This window comes from Paenibacillus sp. QJM3NY_38 (genome assembly GCF_056173265.1).
On record NZ_JBWBUJ010000002.1, the window covers coordinates 134,239 to 150,115 of the forward strand.

Consider the following 15,877-nt stretch of genomic DNA (forward strand, 5'->3'; position numbering starts at 1 on the left):
GAGGCGGAAAATATGAGTACACTTGCATTACAAAATGTTTCCTACAAATATGAGGGAACAGAAAAAACCATTTTTCAAGACGTAAACTTGCGGTTTGAAGCCGGAAAGGTCTATACCATCGTAGGCAAGTCCGGCGCGGGGAAATCCACACTGCTCTCCCTGCTGTCGGGGCTTGATGTTGCGACTGACGGAAAAATCGAATACGGCGGGGAAAATCTCGCCCAAATCAACCGCAACCGCTATAGGGCGCAAAAAGCGGGAATTATATTCCAGAGCTTAAATCTGCTGACCAATGCCACGGCTATTGATAATATCATTTTATCAATGAATATCAGCGGCGTAACAGGCGTAGACAAAAAGGCGCGCGCTACCCAACTACTGGAAAAAGTCGGCATTTCGCCCGAAAAAGCGAAACGTAAAATCCTTAAACTTTCGGGCGGCGAACAACAGCGTGTTGGTATTGCGCGGGCGTTGGGACATAATCCGGGACTAATCGTGGCAGATGAACCGACCGGCAATTTAGATAAGGATACCGAAGCAAATGTTTTGAAGATTTTTGAATCACTTTCGCATGACGATGGCAAGTGCGTGATTATGGTCACACATTCAGAAAATGTGACCGCCATCGCAGATGAAATATGGGGCTTAGAGGAAGGTGTTTTACGGCCGATACCCAAGAAACATGGAGGGCAGGCATAATGTATGTTATTGAACACGCGCTTTTGAATCTTGTAAAGAACAAAGGGCGTAACGTCCTGTTGGGAGTGATTATTTTTGCGATTATCACCGCTGCTGCTGTAGCTTTGACGATTTTCAACACAACGGGGATTGTCATTCAAGAAACTGAAGATGTGATGAAAAGCTCGGTACGTGTCGTACCAATCGGCAATCGGCAGGTAATAGACGAAGCAGAAGCGGCGATTTCCTTTGAACAGTATCAGTCTTTTGCCGAAATTGAATACCTCGATGGCGCAGACATAAAAGAAAGTCGCTGGAGCGTCGATGGGGTTGACGCCATATATTATTTGAAACAACCGGATATGTTGGGAAAATTTGAAGCGGAACTGCGGAACAAAGGTCTGCCGGATAATTATACTGTGGAAACAGATGATTCAGCGTTCAAAAACTCAATCGAGTCTTTGGCAAACTTACAGAACCTGATGCTTAACTTTTTAATCATCGTGCTTGCGCTGGGCGCGGCCATTTTGGTGCTTTTATCAGCAATCGTTATCCGCGAACGCAAATATGAAATCGGCGTCCTGCGGGCAATGGGAATGAAAAAGAAAAAAGTCGCGCTTGGTCTTTGGGTTGAACTAATCGCTATCACCTGTATATGCTTCGTGCTTGGCATGGGCGCGGGGACAATGCTGTCACAGCCGGTGGCCGACACGATACTGGTCGGGCAAAGCGATTCGTTGTCCACCGGGTCAACATCATTAGCCGACAGGCTAAACATAACGGCAGAAACAGAGCAGTTGGAAAAAATCGACGTGTCGGTGAACGCCGTCACTGCGTTGGAGATATTGGGCATATCAATCCTGTTGGCTTCTATTGCAGGTGTTATTTCAATCAGCCGGATTACCAAATGCGAACCCATAAAAATCTTGATGGAGCGGAATTAGGAGGGCGGCGTTATGAAATGTTTAGAATTACGGGATGTTTCCTACCGCTATGAAGGCGGGACAGACACCGTGTTGAAGAATATCAGCACCTCGTTTGAAAGCGGTAAGGTCTATACGATTATAGGACAGTCCGGCGCGGGAAAATCTACGCTTTTATCGTTGATTTCCGGTCTGGATACCTGCAAAGACGGCGACGTTTTTTACAACGGTAAAAATCTGCGGGAGCTTGACCGCGACGAATACCGCTCCAAAAGCATAGGCGTGATTTTTCAAAGTTATAACTTGCTCTTGAACTCAACGGCGGTTTACAACATCACACTCTCTATGAATGTCAGCGAGAGCGATGTTAAGGAGCGGCAGGCGAAAAAGAACTATGCCTACGTCCTGCTGGGCAAGGTAGGAATTGACAGGGAAACTGCCGATCGAAAAATCCTAAAGCTATCAGGCGGCGAACAGCAGCGTGTGGGAATAGCGCGGGCGTTATCAGATGACCCTGACGTAATCATTGCGGACGAGCCGACTGGTAACCTTGACGCGGAAACCGAGAAGGCGGTGCTTGATATACTCGTTCGCCTTGCACATGAGGACGGTAAATGTGTGATTATCGTCACACATTCCGAAAACGTGACCGCCATCGCGGATGAGGTAATCGGCATTCGGTCGGGACGGTTGTTAAGCGGAAGTGAATATAATGCACAGAAGTGAGAGGGGGTTATGCCGTGGAACTTTTGTAAGCAAGGGGAATACACTAAAAGATAGAAAGATAAGGGAGATAATCTACAGGAATAATAAAGGTATTTTTTCTGAATCACTATTAATTTGATATTTTTAAGTCATATTTGAATTTCAAATATGACTTTTATATTATTTAAAAGTATAACTATTATAAATAATAGACAGCTTGTGAGAGAAACCCAGTCTTTTTTAAAGACTTGTTTTTTCTTTTTTATTGAATAAAGTTACAGACGTTGGAAAACGAGGGCTTACCCCCGTTTTTCCATGCGATCCAGGTGGATCACTATCTTCTTCATGTTCTGCACGGCTGCTGTCATCAAGGCTTGTTCCTTGGATTGAATTTTTGGTAGGGAGGGGAGATGTCTATATTGTTCGGAACATCGGAACAAAATGTTATCAAGTTCTTGTCATCAATCATATTTCCAACAAAAATCTTGTCGAGAGACAAGAACATGGTCCCATAGAAAGTCGCTAATTTAGCGGCTTTTTTGTTTTATCGGTACAAGTTCTTGTCCCGAGTCGAGGACAAGAACTTGTACCGATTGCCGAAAAGGACAAGAACATGAGCCGATTACTGATTAGATAAGTATCTAACTATGTTTTCATGGAATTTCATTAAGCTAACGGCAGGTTAGCCTAGCCTTTTATAATAAAGATTGATACTTTTAATTTACCAGCTGAAAGCGTGAACTTAAAGTAACTGACAGTTTAGTGAAATAAGAGCAACAAAAACCATCTTATATTGAATGCTGTTTTTCTTTATCATAATTTGGTAATGTACTAGAGGATGTTAATTTGTGGGCTAATACTTTTTCAGTAAATGACATAAAGTAATTAAGTATTAGCCCCCCTAAACAAACGGTTAATAGAGTTCCAACGCCTATTGGTCCATTAAAGATCATTGCCATTATCAAGAATAAGAGGTAAATTAATGTTTTCAAAAAAAATATATTTGTTCTAGTTAATTCTTGTATGATTAGTGTTAATCGATCAACTGGGATCGGTGCAAAATTTGTGTGTAAGTAAATAGTTGTTCCTAACCCTATAACAACTAAGCCACACACAAAACAAGCCAGTTTGCTTAACCATAATTCGGGGGTTAAATGATTGTGTAATAAAAATAGCCACATATCAATACCAATACCTGTTATAAAAGCTGTCAATAAACCCAAAATTTCGGGTCTTTGTCTTTTTAATAATGAATTACAAACTATCAGTATAAAAGCTATGATAATTTCCCAACTCCCCACAGTAAGTCCCACACTTATTGATAGACCGACCAAAAGGGCATCAAAGGGTGATGTCCCAAGATCTGATTGTATAGTGAAAGAAGTACCCAGGGTTAATAGTAATATACCTATTATAAAAACAACATATTTCGCTTTGCTTGACTTCATTATATTATTTCCTAGACAAATCTTTGAGCATCAGAATATGCGGAATTCCATCTTCCATGAATATGTTAGATGAAGACCTAAACCCTAGTTTTTTATAAAAACCTTCTGCTTGTGTTTGACCATGTAATTTAACCTGCAAGGCTCCACGTTCTTCCGCGATCTCTTCCAATGCTTTTACAATGATTTTTCCAAGACCGAATTTACGGTAAGTCTCAAGTATACAGATTCTCTCCAATTTACCTACTTCATCCATAAACCTAATCCTTCCTGTTCCAACTGGTTGTTCATTGTAATGGACTAGTATGTGTTCGCATGGTCCATTAAGTATATCAAATTGATCAAATTCATCCTCTAGTGGTACACCTTGTTCCTTTACAAATACTTCATTCCGAATAGCAAAAGCTGCTCGTAAATCTTCATCAATCGTTATTCTTTTTGTGTTCATTACTTTCATCCTTTTAGATTAATATGGTCAAAATGATATTATTGCAAATGCAACAATATTAAAGTAAATTGAATATATAACAATTTTATTGTGAATGCAACAAAAATATAGATTAAGGAGATAGACATGAAAGAAATACTACGAGAAATTGGAATGATCGCAAGAGCATTAGATTCTATAAGTAATATAGAGTTTAAAGTATATGACCTTACAAAAGGGCAGTATTTGTACCTTGTACGAATATGTGAAAATCCAGGAATCATTCAAGAAAAATTAGCCGAGATGATAAAAGTAGATCGAACAACAGCAGCTCGCGCAATAAAAAAGCTTGAAATGACTGGTTTTATTGAAAAGAAAGAAGATCAACTTAACAAAAAAATTAGAAAAATCTTTCCAACGGAGAAAGGAAGAAATGTTTATCCTTTTATAAAAAGAGAAAATGATTATTCCAATATCGTGGCATTAGAGGGATTTTCCGAAAAAGAAGTAGAAACGATTCTCCATCTTCTTCAAAGAGTAAGAAAAAATGTAGAGAAAGACTGGGAATTTGTAAAAAAGGGAAACAAGAGAATTTATTGATTATATAAAGAAGCGACCTATTTAAATGACTTTGCAATTAGAAAAGTGTGAAGATTCACGCAAATTTCAAAAAATTAGTTATGAAACTTACAAAAAACAGGTAATTTCGTAGATGGTTCTGTCGTATATAGTCATAATTTAATGAGAAATTTGCAACAAGAATAAAAAGTCATGATGTATCTGTAATGAATTGGCTAGCCAAAATGGTAGGATATACAAGACTTATTTACTGAGTCGGTTACTTTTATTTTATTTTTTTCAACTAATTGCATTATTGCAAGACCCGTAAAACTTTTAGTTATTGAGGCGATTGCGAACTTGGTAGAGGGGGTATTTGGAAGTTTGATTTTCTCATTCGCATATCCGTATCCCTTCCTGGTGATTATTTGGTCTTCTACAGCGACCAGATTACTACCATTGAAACGTCCAAGTTGGTTTAATCTTTTGAGATACTGTTCTATCAATTTTGTGGTTGGTGCATTGTTATTGTTCCTAGACATTAATTGTATATCCCCTGAAACCTCTAACGGAACTAATGTGTAACCAAATTTACCTGCAAAATTCTTAATGGGAATCATTAAGCGATTGTTTTTGAGGAATCCATTTTTGCCTTCAACTAAATCTTTTCCTTTGTAACACGAGGAAACTTTATTAGTTGTCTGCATTGTACCTGAAACTGCTTTGCACATTGAACGCATCTCGACATAGGTAACATCATTCTTTTTAATTGGCGGAATTTCAAATTGTACATTTTTGTCTTGAACATATACATTTATTTTTTGAATTTCCTTTGCGTAGGAAACATTAGGAAATGCGAACGTCATAGACAACATCATCATTAAAATTCTGTACATCAAACGGTACACCTCGGTAATCAATTTTTTTACAGTTGTAGTTTAGAATTGTGCTAAGTTTTTGAATGGCAAATTTGGGATTTGGGTTTTTTATAATCGGATGAATTTATGCTTGTCAAAAAAAACAACAAATCCTTTAGTAGTCAATAAAAATAAGTGAAAGTGTGTTTCGGATAGACATTTGGAAAGAGGAGGTTGAGTAGGTGGTTGAAGAGGCCGCGAGATAGGGGGGGATAATAAAAATAGCCGGCTATATAGGCGCTTGTACTGACCAATTAGCAAAAAGTCTCTAAAAATAAGAGGGATTTGACAATAAAATAGTCTAATGGTATTATTAGGAAGTCATTATTCGACATCTATGGAGTCTATGGTCCTGGCAGTGCAGGGCTTTTGGCTCTCTTTTTTCTTTAATATGAGTTTTATTCTGCACGAATAGTTTGCATCATAAGCAGTGAATATGCTATATTCTTACTTGAACATGTGTTTGGTGTGAGAATACCCATTCCCGCACCCAAGACCACCAGTCTCCCATCTGGTGGTCTTTTTATTTTGCAGTGTTTTTATTTTGCAGGTACCAGCTCATTATAAACCCATTAAAAAATACTAAAGGCAATAAACATTGGACCAGAAAACCCAAACTTATAATTCCGTTAGAAATTAAGTGGAGGGAGGTTCACTAAAATAATAGAGGGAAATTACCATTGGGATGTTGTATAATATTGGCATTGATAAAGTTAAAATTAGGAAAGATGGTGTAAAAAGCATGAAAAAGAAAATACTAATATTCACATTAACTCTAAGTGTGGTTTGCGGAGGTGTTGTCAGCGCAGCAAGTATATGGGGTACTTATAAAGGCAATCAAATCATCCGAATCACGTCTGAAGGAAAGCAATTGAGAACAGAAGATGTCCCAGCTATTAGCTACAATGGACGAACAATGATACCAATCAGTTTGTTAAGTCAAATTGGATTAAAATACACATGGGATGCTAATAATCAGACCGTTGATATCAAGACGGACTCTCAGCCGAAAGAACTTACTTCTACCATTAAAGACATGCTACTTACTGCAAACATCTTTAAAGGTCTAGAAGATTTAGGGGAAGAGCTTCTTTCTGTAAATCAAGTCTATAGCACTACTATGCTTGGGAAGGTGGCAGGCACGAGCGAAAAATCCAATGTCAGTGAATGGCTGAATGATGCAATAAAGAACTATAACCTTTATGTAGATGCACCAAACGTAAAGAGGTACAGCAGTATGAATCCCGAAATAAATACTATTCTTAATAAGTATAATGAAAGCATTAATCAGATTAAGCAAATTAACTCTGTGTTTGATAAAATGGAATCTACACCTGGGTACAAGCCAGATGCTAAGATGGTCGAACTGTACATAAAGCAAAGCAAATCAATTAATGAATTGATTTATTCAGGAAAAAACTTGGCAACTCAAAAATACACCGACCTTATGTATATCGCTACGAGATGAGGTAATACTGTAACTACACCACAGATATCACCAAAACCAGGTTATAAGAGTGAGGCCGTCCCATAAAATCGGGGACGGCCTTAAAAACATTAATCAATCAATAATAAGTCGCTAATATAAATCGGTCAGCGACTTTTTGTGTGTTTTCGTTTTTAAGACTATTTCACCAAAGGTGGATTTTGTACATATGTCTGAGTCGCGGGTTAAAAAAGAAAAACCGCCCAATTTGGACGGTTTTTTCTCTCTTTTCATAACCTGAGTTTCTCTCATAACCTTGTAATCATTAATGGCATTAAATAGAGTTTTGCTGTCCATATATTATAGCAAACATAAGTTCCTTTTACTATGATTTCGTCTAACTGTAGTTATGCGTAATTAAGTTGAAAAGAACGATATTTTAGCGACTTTCAATATGTTGGATGACAAGAACTTGATAACATAAATGACATGAACTTGATAACATTGCCACGATCCCATACTCAGCCGGTTTTGTGGCAAACAGGAGTATGTTCTGTTCTTCCGTTCATTTAATTTTAGTCTTACTCACCTACCATACCGTCACCATCACGATCATCCATGTATTTGTATAACCAATGATCACTCGTTATTGGCATACTATAACCGGCTGCTTTCGCTTCTTTTATCGTTATCTTCCCGTTACCATTGGTATCAACACTAGAAAGATCATCTTTTGTATTTGGATTAGACGCTTTTGTGTTAGAACTTTTTGAATCAGAAGGCTTACTGTCTGTTAAACCAAGGGTTTTGTTTACTTCGTCAGGATTCACATTATCAAATTTATCGACAATCACGTTACCCTTTAACGTATAGGTGTATTGATAACTGGAGGGAATCTGCGTTTTCGTGTTCGGGTAGGTGATAATTGCTTCAAAATTAGTAGCTCCACCTGCTTTGCGTATAGCGTCTTCCATATATGCTTGATCACCATGTCGGTTGAGCGTACTATCTTGTGGGGTGATATTATAAGCATTGGATACACCGCCAAGAGAATCAGCTATGGCATGTCCTTCGTCTAAAACAGCACTCTCAACCCCAGGGACCTTTGCTTCATCAGCACAATACCTACCAGACGATGAGACAGGCTCTTTATTGTCATCTTGTAGAATGATTTTATCAGCAATGACACGCACTAGTTGCCCGTGTTCGTTTGTAAATGCCCAGTATTTACGCTTCCCGTAACCAACATCCACAACGACGTTAGGTTCACGATGGCCAGACAAATCACAAGCATCCACTTCAATACGTTCGTATCCTGAGAATAGATCGTTATATGGTTGGGTTGGTGTTTCCTCGACTGCCGGTTCATCAACAACCTTTTCTTCTCCTTTTGGTTCCTTAATGGCCTCGGTAATATTTCCCTCTGCTTCTTTATCAACTTTGGTTACTTCTTGTATGGCGTTTTCTCCATTTGTAATAGGCGGATCTTCTAAATTGGTACAACCAACCATAAAGATGATCGTTAAAATTAAGATTAAATAGTTCATTTTCTTTTTCAATTTAGGACTCCCCTATAATTTCATACTGTTCATTCTAAAAACGACGACTATAACTTATCTTGTTCTATAATCTTACCATAAAAGACTAATATCCTATTGAATTATCCTGCCCGTTACTTGAACAAAAGCAGCCGATCACAATGATCAGCTGCCTTCTTACTTTGATTGAGCTATCGTTACCCGTTAGTGAAATCTTTTTTATAGTGAGCTCCTATACTTCTCTGGAGTCATACCAGCCGATCTCGCGAATGCACGGTAAAACTGGCTTGGGCTCGAGAAGCCGAGGCTGCAACTAATGTCTATCACAGACTTCTCGGTCCGTTCGAGCAGACGCATGGCTTCTTCGATTCGCAGGCGTAGCACGTATTGGTATGGTGTCACGCCGATGGCCTTTTTAAACGAACGTATGAAATGGAACCTGCTCTGCAATGCGATCGATGCCAATTCATCAATGTGAATTTCGTCCGAGTAATGTGTGTGAATATATTCAAGCACTTGTCTCAGGTAGGGATCGGATGAAAAGGTACCCACCGGTAGGTCGCAATACGTTTTGGAAGTATTTACGTGACCCCCGACGAGGGAGCCAAGTAAAAATTGAAGCACCTCTGTCTCTGTCTCCTCCTGCGCCATGCGATCGGTGGGATCGCATTCCAGCAACGCCCCCATCCACCGGCGGAAATACCCACTTATGGTGGCCGGATCGAACTCCTGACGAATGGCGAACTCCAATTCGGTGTAAGGGAAGACCTCTTTCAAGCTGCTGCGGCCAAATCTAAATATAAGCACCTCCGCATCATGCCCTATGTTAAAGTAATGATTTTCGAGCGGATGCTGAACAATACTTCTGCCGCCGGAAAGCATATACTCCTTATTGGCCTGTGTAAAAAAACATGTCCCGTTGACGGGTACGGTCACTTGAAACTCACCCTCATGAGCGTGAGGCAAGTTGGAAAACTGCCCTCCGATGCGCCATAATTCCATCTGTGGCGTAGTTATTTGTACAATCATCTGAAATCACCTGATACCCATTATATCAAAAAATGCTCTCATAAAGCGCAATTATCGCGAGGACTTCTTCCAGGTTCTTAGATATTATGAGTAACAAAAAGAAATGGGTGATACGCATGTCGTTAACAACAACCTCAACTGCCGTTGAGAAAAAAACAGTCGGCCGGCGTTCCGCGGTCCTACTGATCGGTGTCAGTCTTGCGCATTTATTAAATGATGCGATGCAATCGGTCGTTCCCGCTGTTTTTCCGCTTTTCCAGCAGTCGATGAAGCTGAACTTTGCCCAGATCGGTTGGGTCGCATTTACACTCAACGTGACAGCGTCTGTGCTTCAGCCTTTGATCGGTGCTTACACCGACCGCAGACCAATGCCGATGTTACTACCTTTGGGAATGCTATTTACACTGTTAGGTATGGGTGGAATGGCTATTGCGTCCAGCTTGACCATGCTAATTGTCTCAGCAGCGTTAATCGGTATCGGATCATCGATCCTGCACCCAGAATCTTCCCGTGTTGCACACCTTACTGCAGGTAAGGGCAGGGGACTCGCCCAGTCGGTGTTTCAGGTCGGCGGCAATACGGGACAGGCGTTAGCGCCGCTTTTGGTTGCTTTTGTCATAACCCCTCAGGGGCAGTTGGGTTTTCTATGGTTTCTTTTTCTGGCCTTAGCCGGCATTTTTATTCAGGCTTACGTCGCTAGATGGTATGCTCAACATCTCCAAATAACGGCCAGAACAGAGCGCCGTATTACTAATCAGGTACAGGATAAGCATAGTAAAAGCTTTGTAGTTTTCGTGCTCGGTGTGCTGATCATGCTTCTCTTTTCCAAATTCGTATACTTGGCCAGTATGACCGGCTATTATGCCTTCTACTATATGGAAAAATACAATCTCCCGCTTGAAAAAGCTCAACTCTCATTATTTGCTCTCCAGTTTGCCGGCATGCTAGGAACGTTGCTTGGCGGCCCGCTGGCCGATCGCTTTGGACGGAAGAAGATCATCTGGTTCTCAATCTTCGGTACGGCGCCGTTCTCGATTCTGCTGCCATATGCCAGTCCTGTAGTTTCCATTTTGCTCTGTTTGGCCGTTGGAGCCATCCTGATGTCGGGTTTCTCCGTCATTATCGTGTATGCTCAAGAGATGCTTCCGGGCAAAGTAGGAACGATCGCAGGGCTCATTTTCGGTCTATCTTTCGGTATGGGGGGACTCGGCTCCGTAGTTTTGGGTTGGATGATCGACCAGACGAACGTGGTCTACGTCATACAACTTTGCTCTTATTTGCCGTTGCTTGGAGTGTTTGCATTTTTGCTGCCCAAGGATGCCAAGCTGATTCGTGAATAAAGTGGCGATACCAGGTATCTCGACTGGAGTATATTAAATTGGTTTTTTTCACTTGCAGACCGTGTTCGAAGTTAAGTGAATTCTAAATACGCTCTGACCGTCAACAACAACGGCAGTCGATCGCGTGGTCGACTGCCGAAACTATATTCTCCCGATAGAATGATTGGTATTCAAGTCAGACTGTATTTATTAAAGCATTTATTCTACCATTTCTGCCTTCAAAACATGTAGTTGTATAACACATATTGGAAGTATTCTGCCCGTTAGTTTAATAAAAGGGCGTCTGCCGCCGTGGATGAGATCAGATCGGGAATGTAACCATGTTCTTGTCATCAGTCGGGAATGTTATCAAGTTCTTGTCATTGTGTTTTGACAAGAACTTGATAACATAAATATATAAAACCGCATAATCAGCGGCTTCTAATGTTACTATGTTTTTGGCACCCGACACAATAGGATCATGTTCTTGTCCGTCCCCCGACAATCAATGTAATACAACAGTTAGCCCTTTACTATAATGCCCGTCCTTATCGGATCCCCTAATCATCCATTTCTTCATATACGATCCCTCCTCCCTCTGACTATAAACCCTACAGTATACGTCAGAGTCAAGGCATGAAAGAGGGATTCTTAAACAAGTATATGTATTCGCTCCACAGCAGCTGCCGTAGGACGAAACCTGCCGTTATTTATGATACGGTTCTACGTAACATCACTGAGGCGAAATCGAAAGGCACCCAAAGCGGGTGCCTTCTTTGCGAATAGGAACCTTCTATCCCTAGCGTCTGAACTCTGTCATCAATGACCAGTCGTAGCCAAGAACGCCGTCCATTTCCAACCACTAATCCATAACATCATCTTTTTCGGCACCTGTAAGTACTCTGCGACCATACGCTCGGTAATAGTTGCTATCTCTATCGTCGACTTCAAACTTGGTAATCCAGTATTTGCTTTGAAATTCTTCGAGTATTCGCTTATTTGTATCATTAATCAGAATTTTCGGACGCTTTTGTTCAAACAAGCTAAGGAAATCATCATCCAACCCAAGCTGGCTCAGATAATGCTTGCACTGGGCTTTATCTAGTGTAGGAAGTAGGCACCAAAACAGAGTTGATTTTTTTTCTGGGGTCATGCTTCTATCAGACGAAATGATGTCCTCGAAAAGCTCCCTCGAAACTGGCAGTGGTTCTGTAAGAGGCGTTTCCAGCCAGTCCATAGTCTTTGAAATAATCGCAGCTTTCGTTTTCTCTCCTTCTGTTTTGTAATGCGAAACGAAGTGCGGTAAATCTTCTTTGCGGAATTTATTCAGAATAATATACGATTTAACCGCATCAGTATAGGCTGAGTTTATAGCCGTAAATTCGCCCTCAATATTCTCAATCAACCTCAGTTTGAACTCGTCGGAAATATGTTCCACGAGCAGTTCAATCGCTTCGTCAGAATTAAATAACTCTGACGCTACAACTAAGTCGCAATATTCCTCGATATTCACAATGATATATTGAATCAGGTTGTCGGGATAAGTCGCTCGGATGAAGGTGAGGTTGGCTTCGCCCATGTGAATTACATTGTTGTCAACGAGAATATCCATCTTCTTTCCAGCGATGTCTTCAACATCAAAACCATTTTTATAATGCCATCCCAATGTTGCAAGAAACTGTTCGTAGTGAGCATCACTTAAAGAATCGCACCTAACTATTGCTTTGAAGAATGCCCTCTGAGTCTCTTTATCATATTGTTTTCGAACCTCGGAGAAATTGTATGTCTGTTCATCAGCGTCAATGAATTGAACCAAGTCGTCTGTAAGACTATTTCCGCATTGCACGAAATAATTGATTATGTTTTCTTCAGTGTGTGCTACAAGATTTGACGTAATCAGTTGCTTCCAAAGGGACTCCTCTTCAACGTCTGATAAAGCCTGAATCTCTGTTTTGAGAACAGCAATATAAGCCGTCTTATTTTCGGTGGATATTTCGTCATTGTTGAGTATCGCCTTGGCCGCCGTCTCGTCATCTTCAATCCGCTTGTCACAGTGCGTGAGAACTTCTTCGATATAGCAGTCGATTTCACTCTCGACATACACCGCCAGCGGGCTGTCCGGTCGTGCACTTATCAAGGTATAATTCTTATGTTTGAGGTCATCCGATTCCGTGAGATCATACTTAACTTTTAGCAAGTGTGCAATATTGGAAAATGATAGTTTATATAGGTTGTTAGTATAGACCGCATCGAACATTTTTGTGTCAGTGGTTTGATAGTCAATACTGCAAAAGCGTATTTTGAGCAGTTTGAAGCGTTCGACGAGAGAATCAATCAAGAGGTTCTGCTTGACATCCTCCCCAAACATGGCTTTCAGCCTATTTTCTTCAACACTGGCTCTATCAAAGATGAACGGATGATTGGAAACGAAAGCGGACAACGCGTTCGTAAAATCGTCATCGTTTGTGAGATCACGGTCTGGAGTGATTATGAGTGTTCTGAAAACAAAATCATCTCGACATCTTCCAGCGAAATCAGTCTTTTTGATAAGTATGTTTATAAGGCAATCTTTCCTTGCTGAATTTAGAAAATTAACAAGAAAATTGAGTTTTTCGTCTTGTATGTCGATAAATGCACTCTGCAGAAAGAAATAGTCTTTTGTGCTGATTATCTGTTGTACCATAGCCATTAAGCATTGTTGCTCTTTTGTTATGCCAGCCTCAATTTTCGGAAATATAGGAGTGGCGGCAATATAAGGTATGGTAGTTTCATTGACAGCGAACTTTTGCAGAAGAAAGAAAAGCAGATCGTAATTCAAGACTTCTGGTTGGTCAAAATGAGAAACGTTTAAATGAGCGAGTATCTTATGCGGTTCTTTCAATTGGTAGCCTGGTTCCTTCTTGACTTGGTCGGACACACTGCGAAGGAATATCTTATCCGTCCTGCTCAGACTGTGTTCGTAGAAATAGGTCATGTAATCGGCATAAGATTCATCAATGTAACCATTACGAATGAGGTATTTGAGCAAGTCAAAGTAATCGTTCCCACGAATGTCACTGAAATCTGAGATAACTCCAATATTGTTTTTGCTCGTTACTGCAAACAGTTCGTCAATGTTCTCACGGGTGATAATGTCCTGCAATGCCTGATTTTTAACTCGTGCAATTTCGCTCTCAAGACGACTAATATCATCTTCTAAAGTGGGCTGCCGGCCAGCACTTCGATTCTCAAGTGCTTCTTTTCGATTTGTATACTCAGTTTCTATCTGTTGTGATCGCGTTTGCCGCTCTTGATAGCTGTAGTTACTCAACCTGCTTCTTTTTTCTTGGAAAACCAAATCAAGCTCATGAACGGAAGTTAGATGTTCATTTTTGGTCGCTTCCAGTCTCGCCCTTGCTGTCGCCAACTCCGCTTCCAGTTGGATGATCTTCGCTGCAATAGATTGCTCCTTCTTGTCAAAAAGCGTGAAAACAAAACCCCTGCCTAACTGCAATTCGCTGAAATCCCGCGGGAAAAGATTTTTATAGGCAATAATCGCCATCAACTTATTAGGCTTCAGCTCTGTAATGTTCAGCCGGTTATCATAAAATAAAAATTCATTGCAGATGTTCTTTAGCAAACGCATATCGTCAATATACAGAGAAAGACCACGCAAAAACGATTCGTCAAACAGCCCCAACACATCCTTATCACTGAGATGCTTGATAAACTGGTCGTAAGAGTTAGAACTATCGACAACTGGAACTATCGGGATGATAAAGTCAAAAAACTTAGTTCTGTCCTTTGATACAAAAATATCATCCCGTAAGAGATAGAAGAAGCGGAGCGGCTTTGCATCCACTTTTTTGCTTCTATGAACGTTTATCAGGTAATTAACCTCCCGAAGCCGTTCGAAGATGCGATTGGCGTTGTACCTGTCCATATCTTCAAAGACAATGACATCTGCCGCGCATTGATCAAATAAGTACAACACTTCATTTAGGTATTTGTCAAAATACGAGTCATCACTGCCTTCGAAAATTTCTATAGTGAACTTATTTGCGCTAATCTTCTTAAAAACGCCTTTATTGATCTGCATATTTATGATGTGGTACAGCAGAATTGCAGCCAGCGCAACACAAATGAATCCACTTACGAGAGGAAAACTGTTCTCTGCAGTCAGTCCCAAAATGTTTTTGATCCACGGTTCCGAAACATTGTCTACATAGCTTTTCCAACTGCTGAAAAAGAAGAGATGGAGAAACGAAAGCATAAAAACGGTTGAAGCTATTACCCACCAAACCAGTTTCTTTCGTACAACTTTCTGTTTGACTCTGAAGTTTGTTTGCGGAATACGGTTTGGTGAAATCTGGTGAATGAGCTGGTTAATAATTTTACCCTCTAAAATAGATTCCTTTATTGATTCAGATGCGCTGTTAGATGTTGAATCTCCTGCAGCAGTATCTTCTGTAGATTGAAAATGTGCCAGCGATATGTGGATGAACTTCTTGTCTGAATGCGATGCTTTATATGTCTCTATTACACTGCTTTTCCCAGCACTGTAAGAACCAGAAATAGCGACATTTCGCAAGTCTCTGTTTTCAAAAACAAAGTCCATCGCTTCACTGTAAATGCCTATTTCAGCATTATGAATTGGTGTAAGTTTTTGAAATATTGGCTTTCTTTCGGACATACCTCGCCCTCCGTCTCGTATCATCGTAAACTTCTGCTCTATGGGTTCGAATTCCTCATTTCATACACCACGACAAAACTTGGGCCCATGCGCCGTTAATCCTCAGAGCTGCATGCATTTCGGTTTAATTATATCTAAACAATTGATTTCCAATCCCTGCTGTATGTTTTACAATTATCATCAGTTGTATTTCAGGTCTTGCGTTTACTCAGATAGTACTCCACCATTAAAATTCGACAT

At 40.4% G+C, this 15,877-nt stretch carries 12 protein-coding genes; 6 read left to right on the plus strand and 6 right to left on the minus strand.

Annotation, left to right across the window (positions count from 1 at the left end; genetic code table 11):
* Positions 1-12: 12 nt before the first annotated feature.
* Genes AC0VZ8_RS34395 through AC0VZ8_RS34405 form a run of 3 tightly spaced genes read left to right on the plus strand, consistent with a single transcriptional unit; the run spans position 13 to position 2,327 of the window.
* Positions 13-699 (plus strand): ATP-binding cassette domain-containing protein, encoded by a 687-nt coding sequence (locus tag AC0VZ8_RS34395; RefSeq protein WP_475487817.1) that lies wholly within the window; start codon positions 13-15, stop codon positions 697-699.
* Positions 699-1,622, plus strand: a complete 924-nt coding sequence (locus tag AC0VZ8_RS34400) for an ABC transporter permease (RefSeq protein ID WP_475487818.1) — start codon at positions 699-701, stop codon at positions 1,620-1,622. The genes AC0VZ8_RS34395 and AC0VZ8_RS34400 overlap by 1 nt, the downstream gene beginning before the upstream one ends.
* A gap of 12 nt (positions 1,623-1,634) precedes the next feature.
* A complete protein-coding gene (locus tag AC0VZ8_RS34405; RefSeq protein ID WP_475487819.1) occupies positions 1,635-2,327 on the plus strand; it encodes an ABC transporter ATP-binding protein in 693 nt (230 codons plus the stop codon).
* 767 nt (positions 2,328-3,094) lie between these two features.
* Here AC0VZ8_RS34405 and AC0VZ8_RS34410 read toward each other — a convergent pair.
* Together AC0VZ8_RS34410 and AC0VZ8_RS34415 are read right to left on the minus strand one after the other, a co-directional pair.
* The gene (locus AC0VZ8_RS34410) at positions 3,095-3,754 is read right to left on the minus strand and encodes a YczE/YyaS/YitT family protein (protein WP_475487820.1); all 660 of its coding nucleotides are present in this window, start codon (positions 3,752-3,754) and stop codon (positions 3,095-3,097) included.
* 4 nt (positions 3,755-3,758) lie between these two features.
* The gene (locus tag AC0VZ8_RS34415; RefSeq protein ID WP_475487821.1) at positions 3,759-4,199 is read right to left on the minus strand and encodes a GNAT family N-acetyltransferase; all 441 of its coding nucleotides are present in this window, start codon (positions 4,197-4,199) and stop codon (positions 3,759-3,761) included.
* Positions 4,200-4,325: 126 nt separating this feature from the next.
* Between AC0VZ8_RS34415 and AC0VZ8_RS34420 the strand changes: the two genes are divergently transcribed.
* On the plus strand, positions 4,326-4,778 hold the full coding sequence (locus tag AC0VZ8_RS34420; RefSeq protein ID WP_475487822.1) for a MarR family winged helix-turn-helix transcriptional regulator: 453 nt from the start codon (positions 4,326-4,328) through the stop codon (positions 4,776-4,778).
* 194 nt (positions 4,779-4,972) lie between these two features.
* Here the strand turns inward: AC0VZ8_RS34420 and AC0VZ8_RS34425 are convergent, their stop codons facing one another.
* Positions 4,973-5,632 (minus strand): serine hydrolase domain-containing protein, encoded by a 660-nt coding sequence (locus tag AC0VZ8_RS34425; protein WP_475487823.1) that lies wholly within the window; start codon positions 5,630-5,632, stop codon positions 4,973-4,975.
* 763 nt (positions 5,633-6,395) lie between these two features.
* Between AC0VZ8_RS34425 and AC0VZ8_RS34430 the strand changes: the two genes are divergently transcribed.
* Entirely contained in the window at positions 6,396-7,121 is a 726-nt protein-coding gene (locus AC0VZ8_RS34430; RefSeq protein ID WP_475487824.1) for a stalk domain-containing protein, read from the plus strand.
* Between the two features lie 539 nt (positions 7,122-7,660).
* On the opposite strand, the gene AC0VZ8_RS34435 is transcribed toward AC0VZ8_RS34430, so the two are convergent.
* A complete protein-coding gene (locus tag AC0VZ8_RS34435; RefSeq protein WP_475487825.1) occupies positions 7,661-8,638 on the minus strand; it encodes a DNA/RNA non-specific endonuclease in 978 nt (325 codons plus the stop codon).
* Between the two features lie 198 nt (positions 8,639-8,836).
* Complete coding sequence (locus AC0VZ8_RS34440; protein ID WP_475487826.1) at positions 8,837-9,646, minus strand: helix-turn-helix domain-containing protein; 810 nt, start codon at positions 9,644-9,646, stop codon at positions 8,837-8,839.
* A gap of 86 nt (positions 9,647-9,732) precedes the next feature.
* Between AC0VZ8_RS34440 and AC0VZ8_RS34445 the strand changes: the two genes are divergently transcribed.
* Positions 9,733-10,986, plus strand: coding sequence for an MFS transporter (locus tag AC0VZ8_RS34445; protein WP_475487827.1), 1,254 nt, complete (start codon positions 9,733-9,735; stop codon positions 10,984-10,986).
* Positions 10,987-11,827: 841 nt separating this feature from the next.
* Here AC0VZ8_RS34445 and AC0VZ8_RS34450 read toward each other — a convergent pair.
* The gene (locus AC0VZ8_RS34450; protein WP_475487828.1) at positions 11,828-15,637 is read right to left on the minus strand and encodes a YobI family P-loop NTPase; all 3,810 of its coding nucleotides are present in this window, start codon (positions 15,635-15,637) and stop codon (positions 11,828-11,830) included.
* Positions 15,638-15,877: the final 240 nt, after the last annotated feature.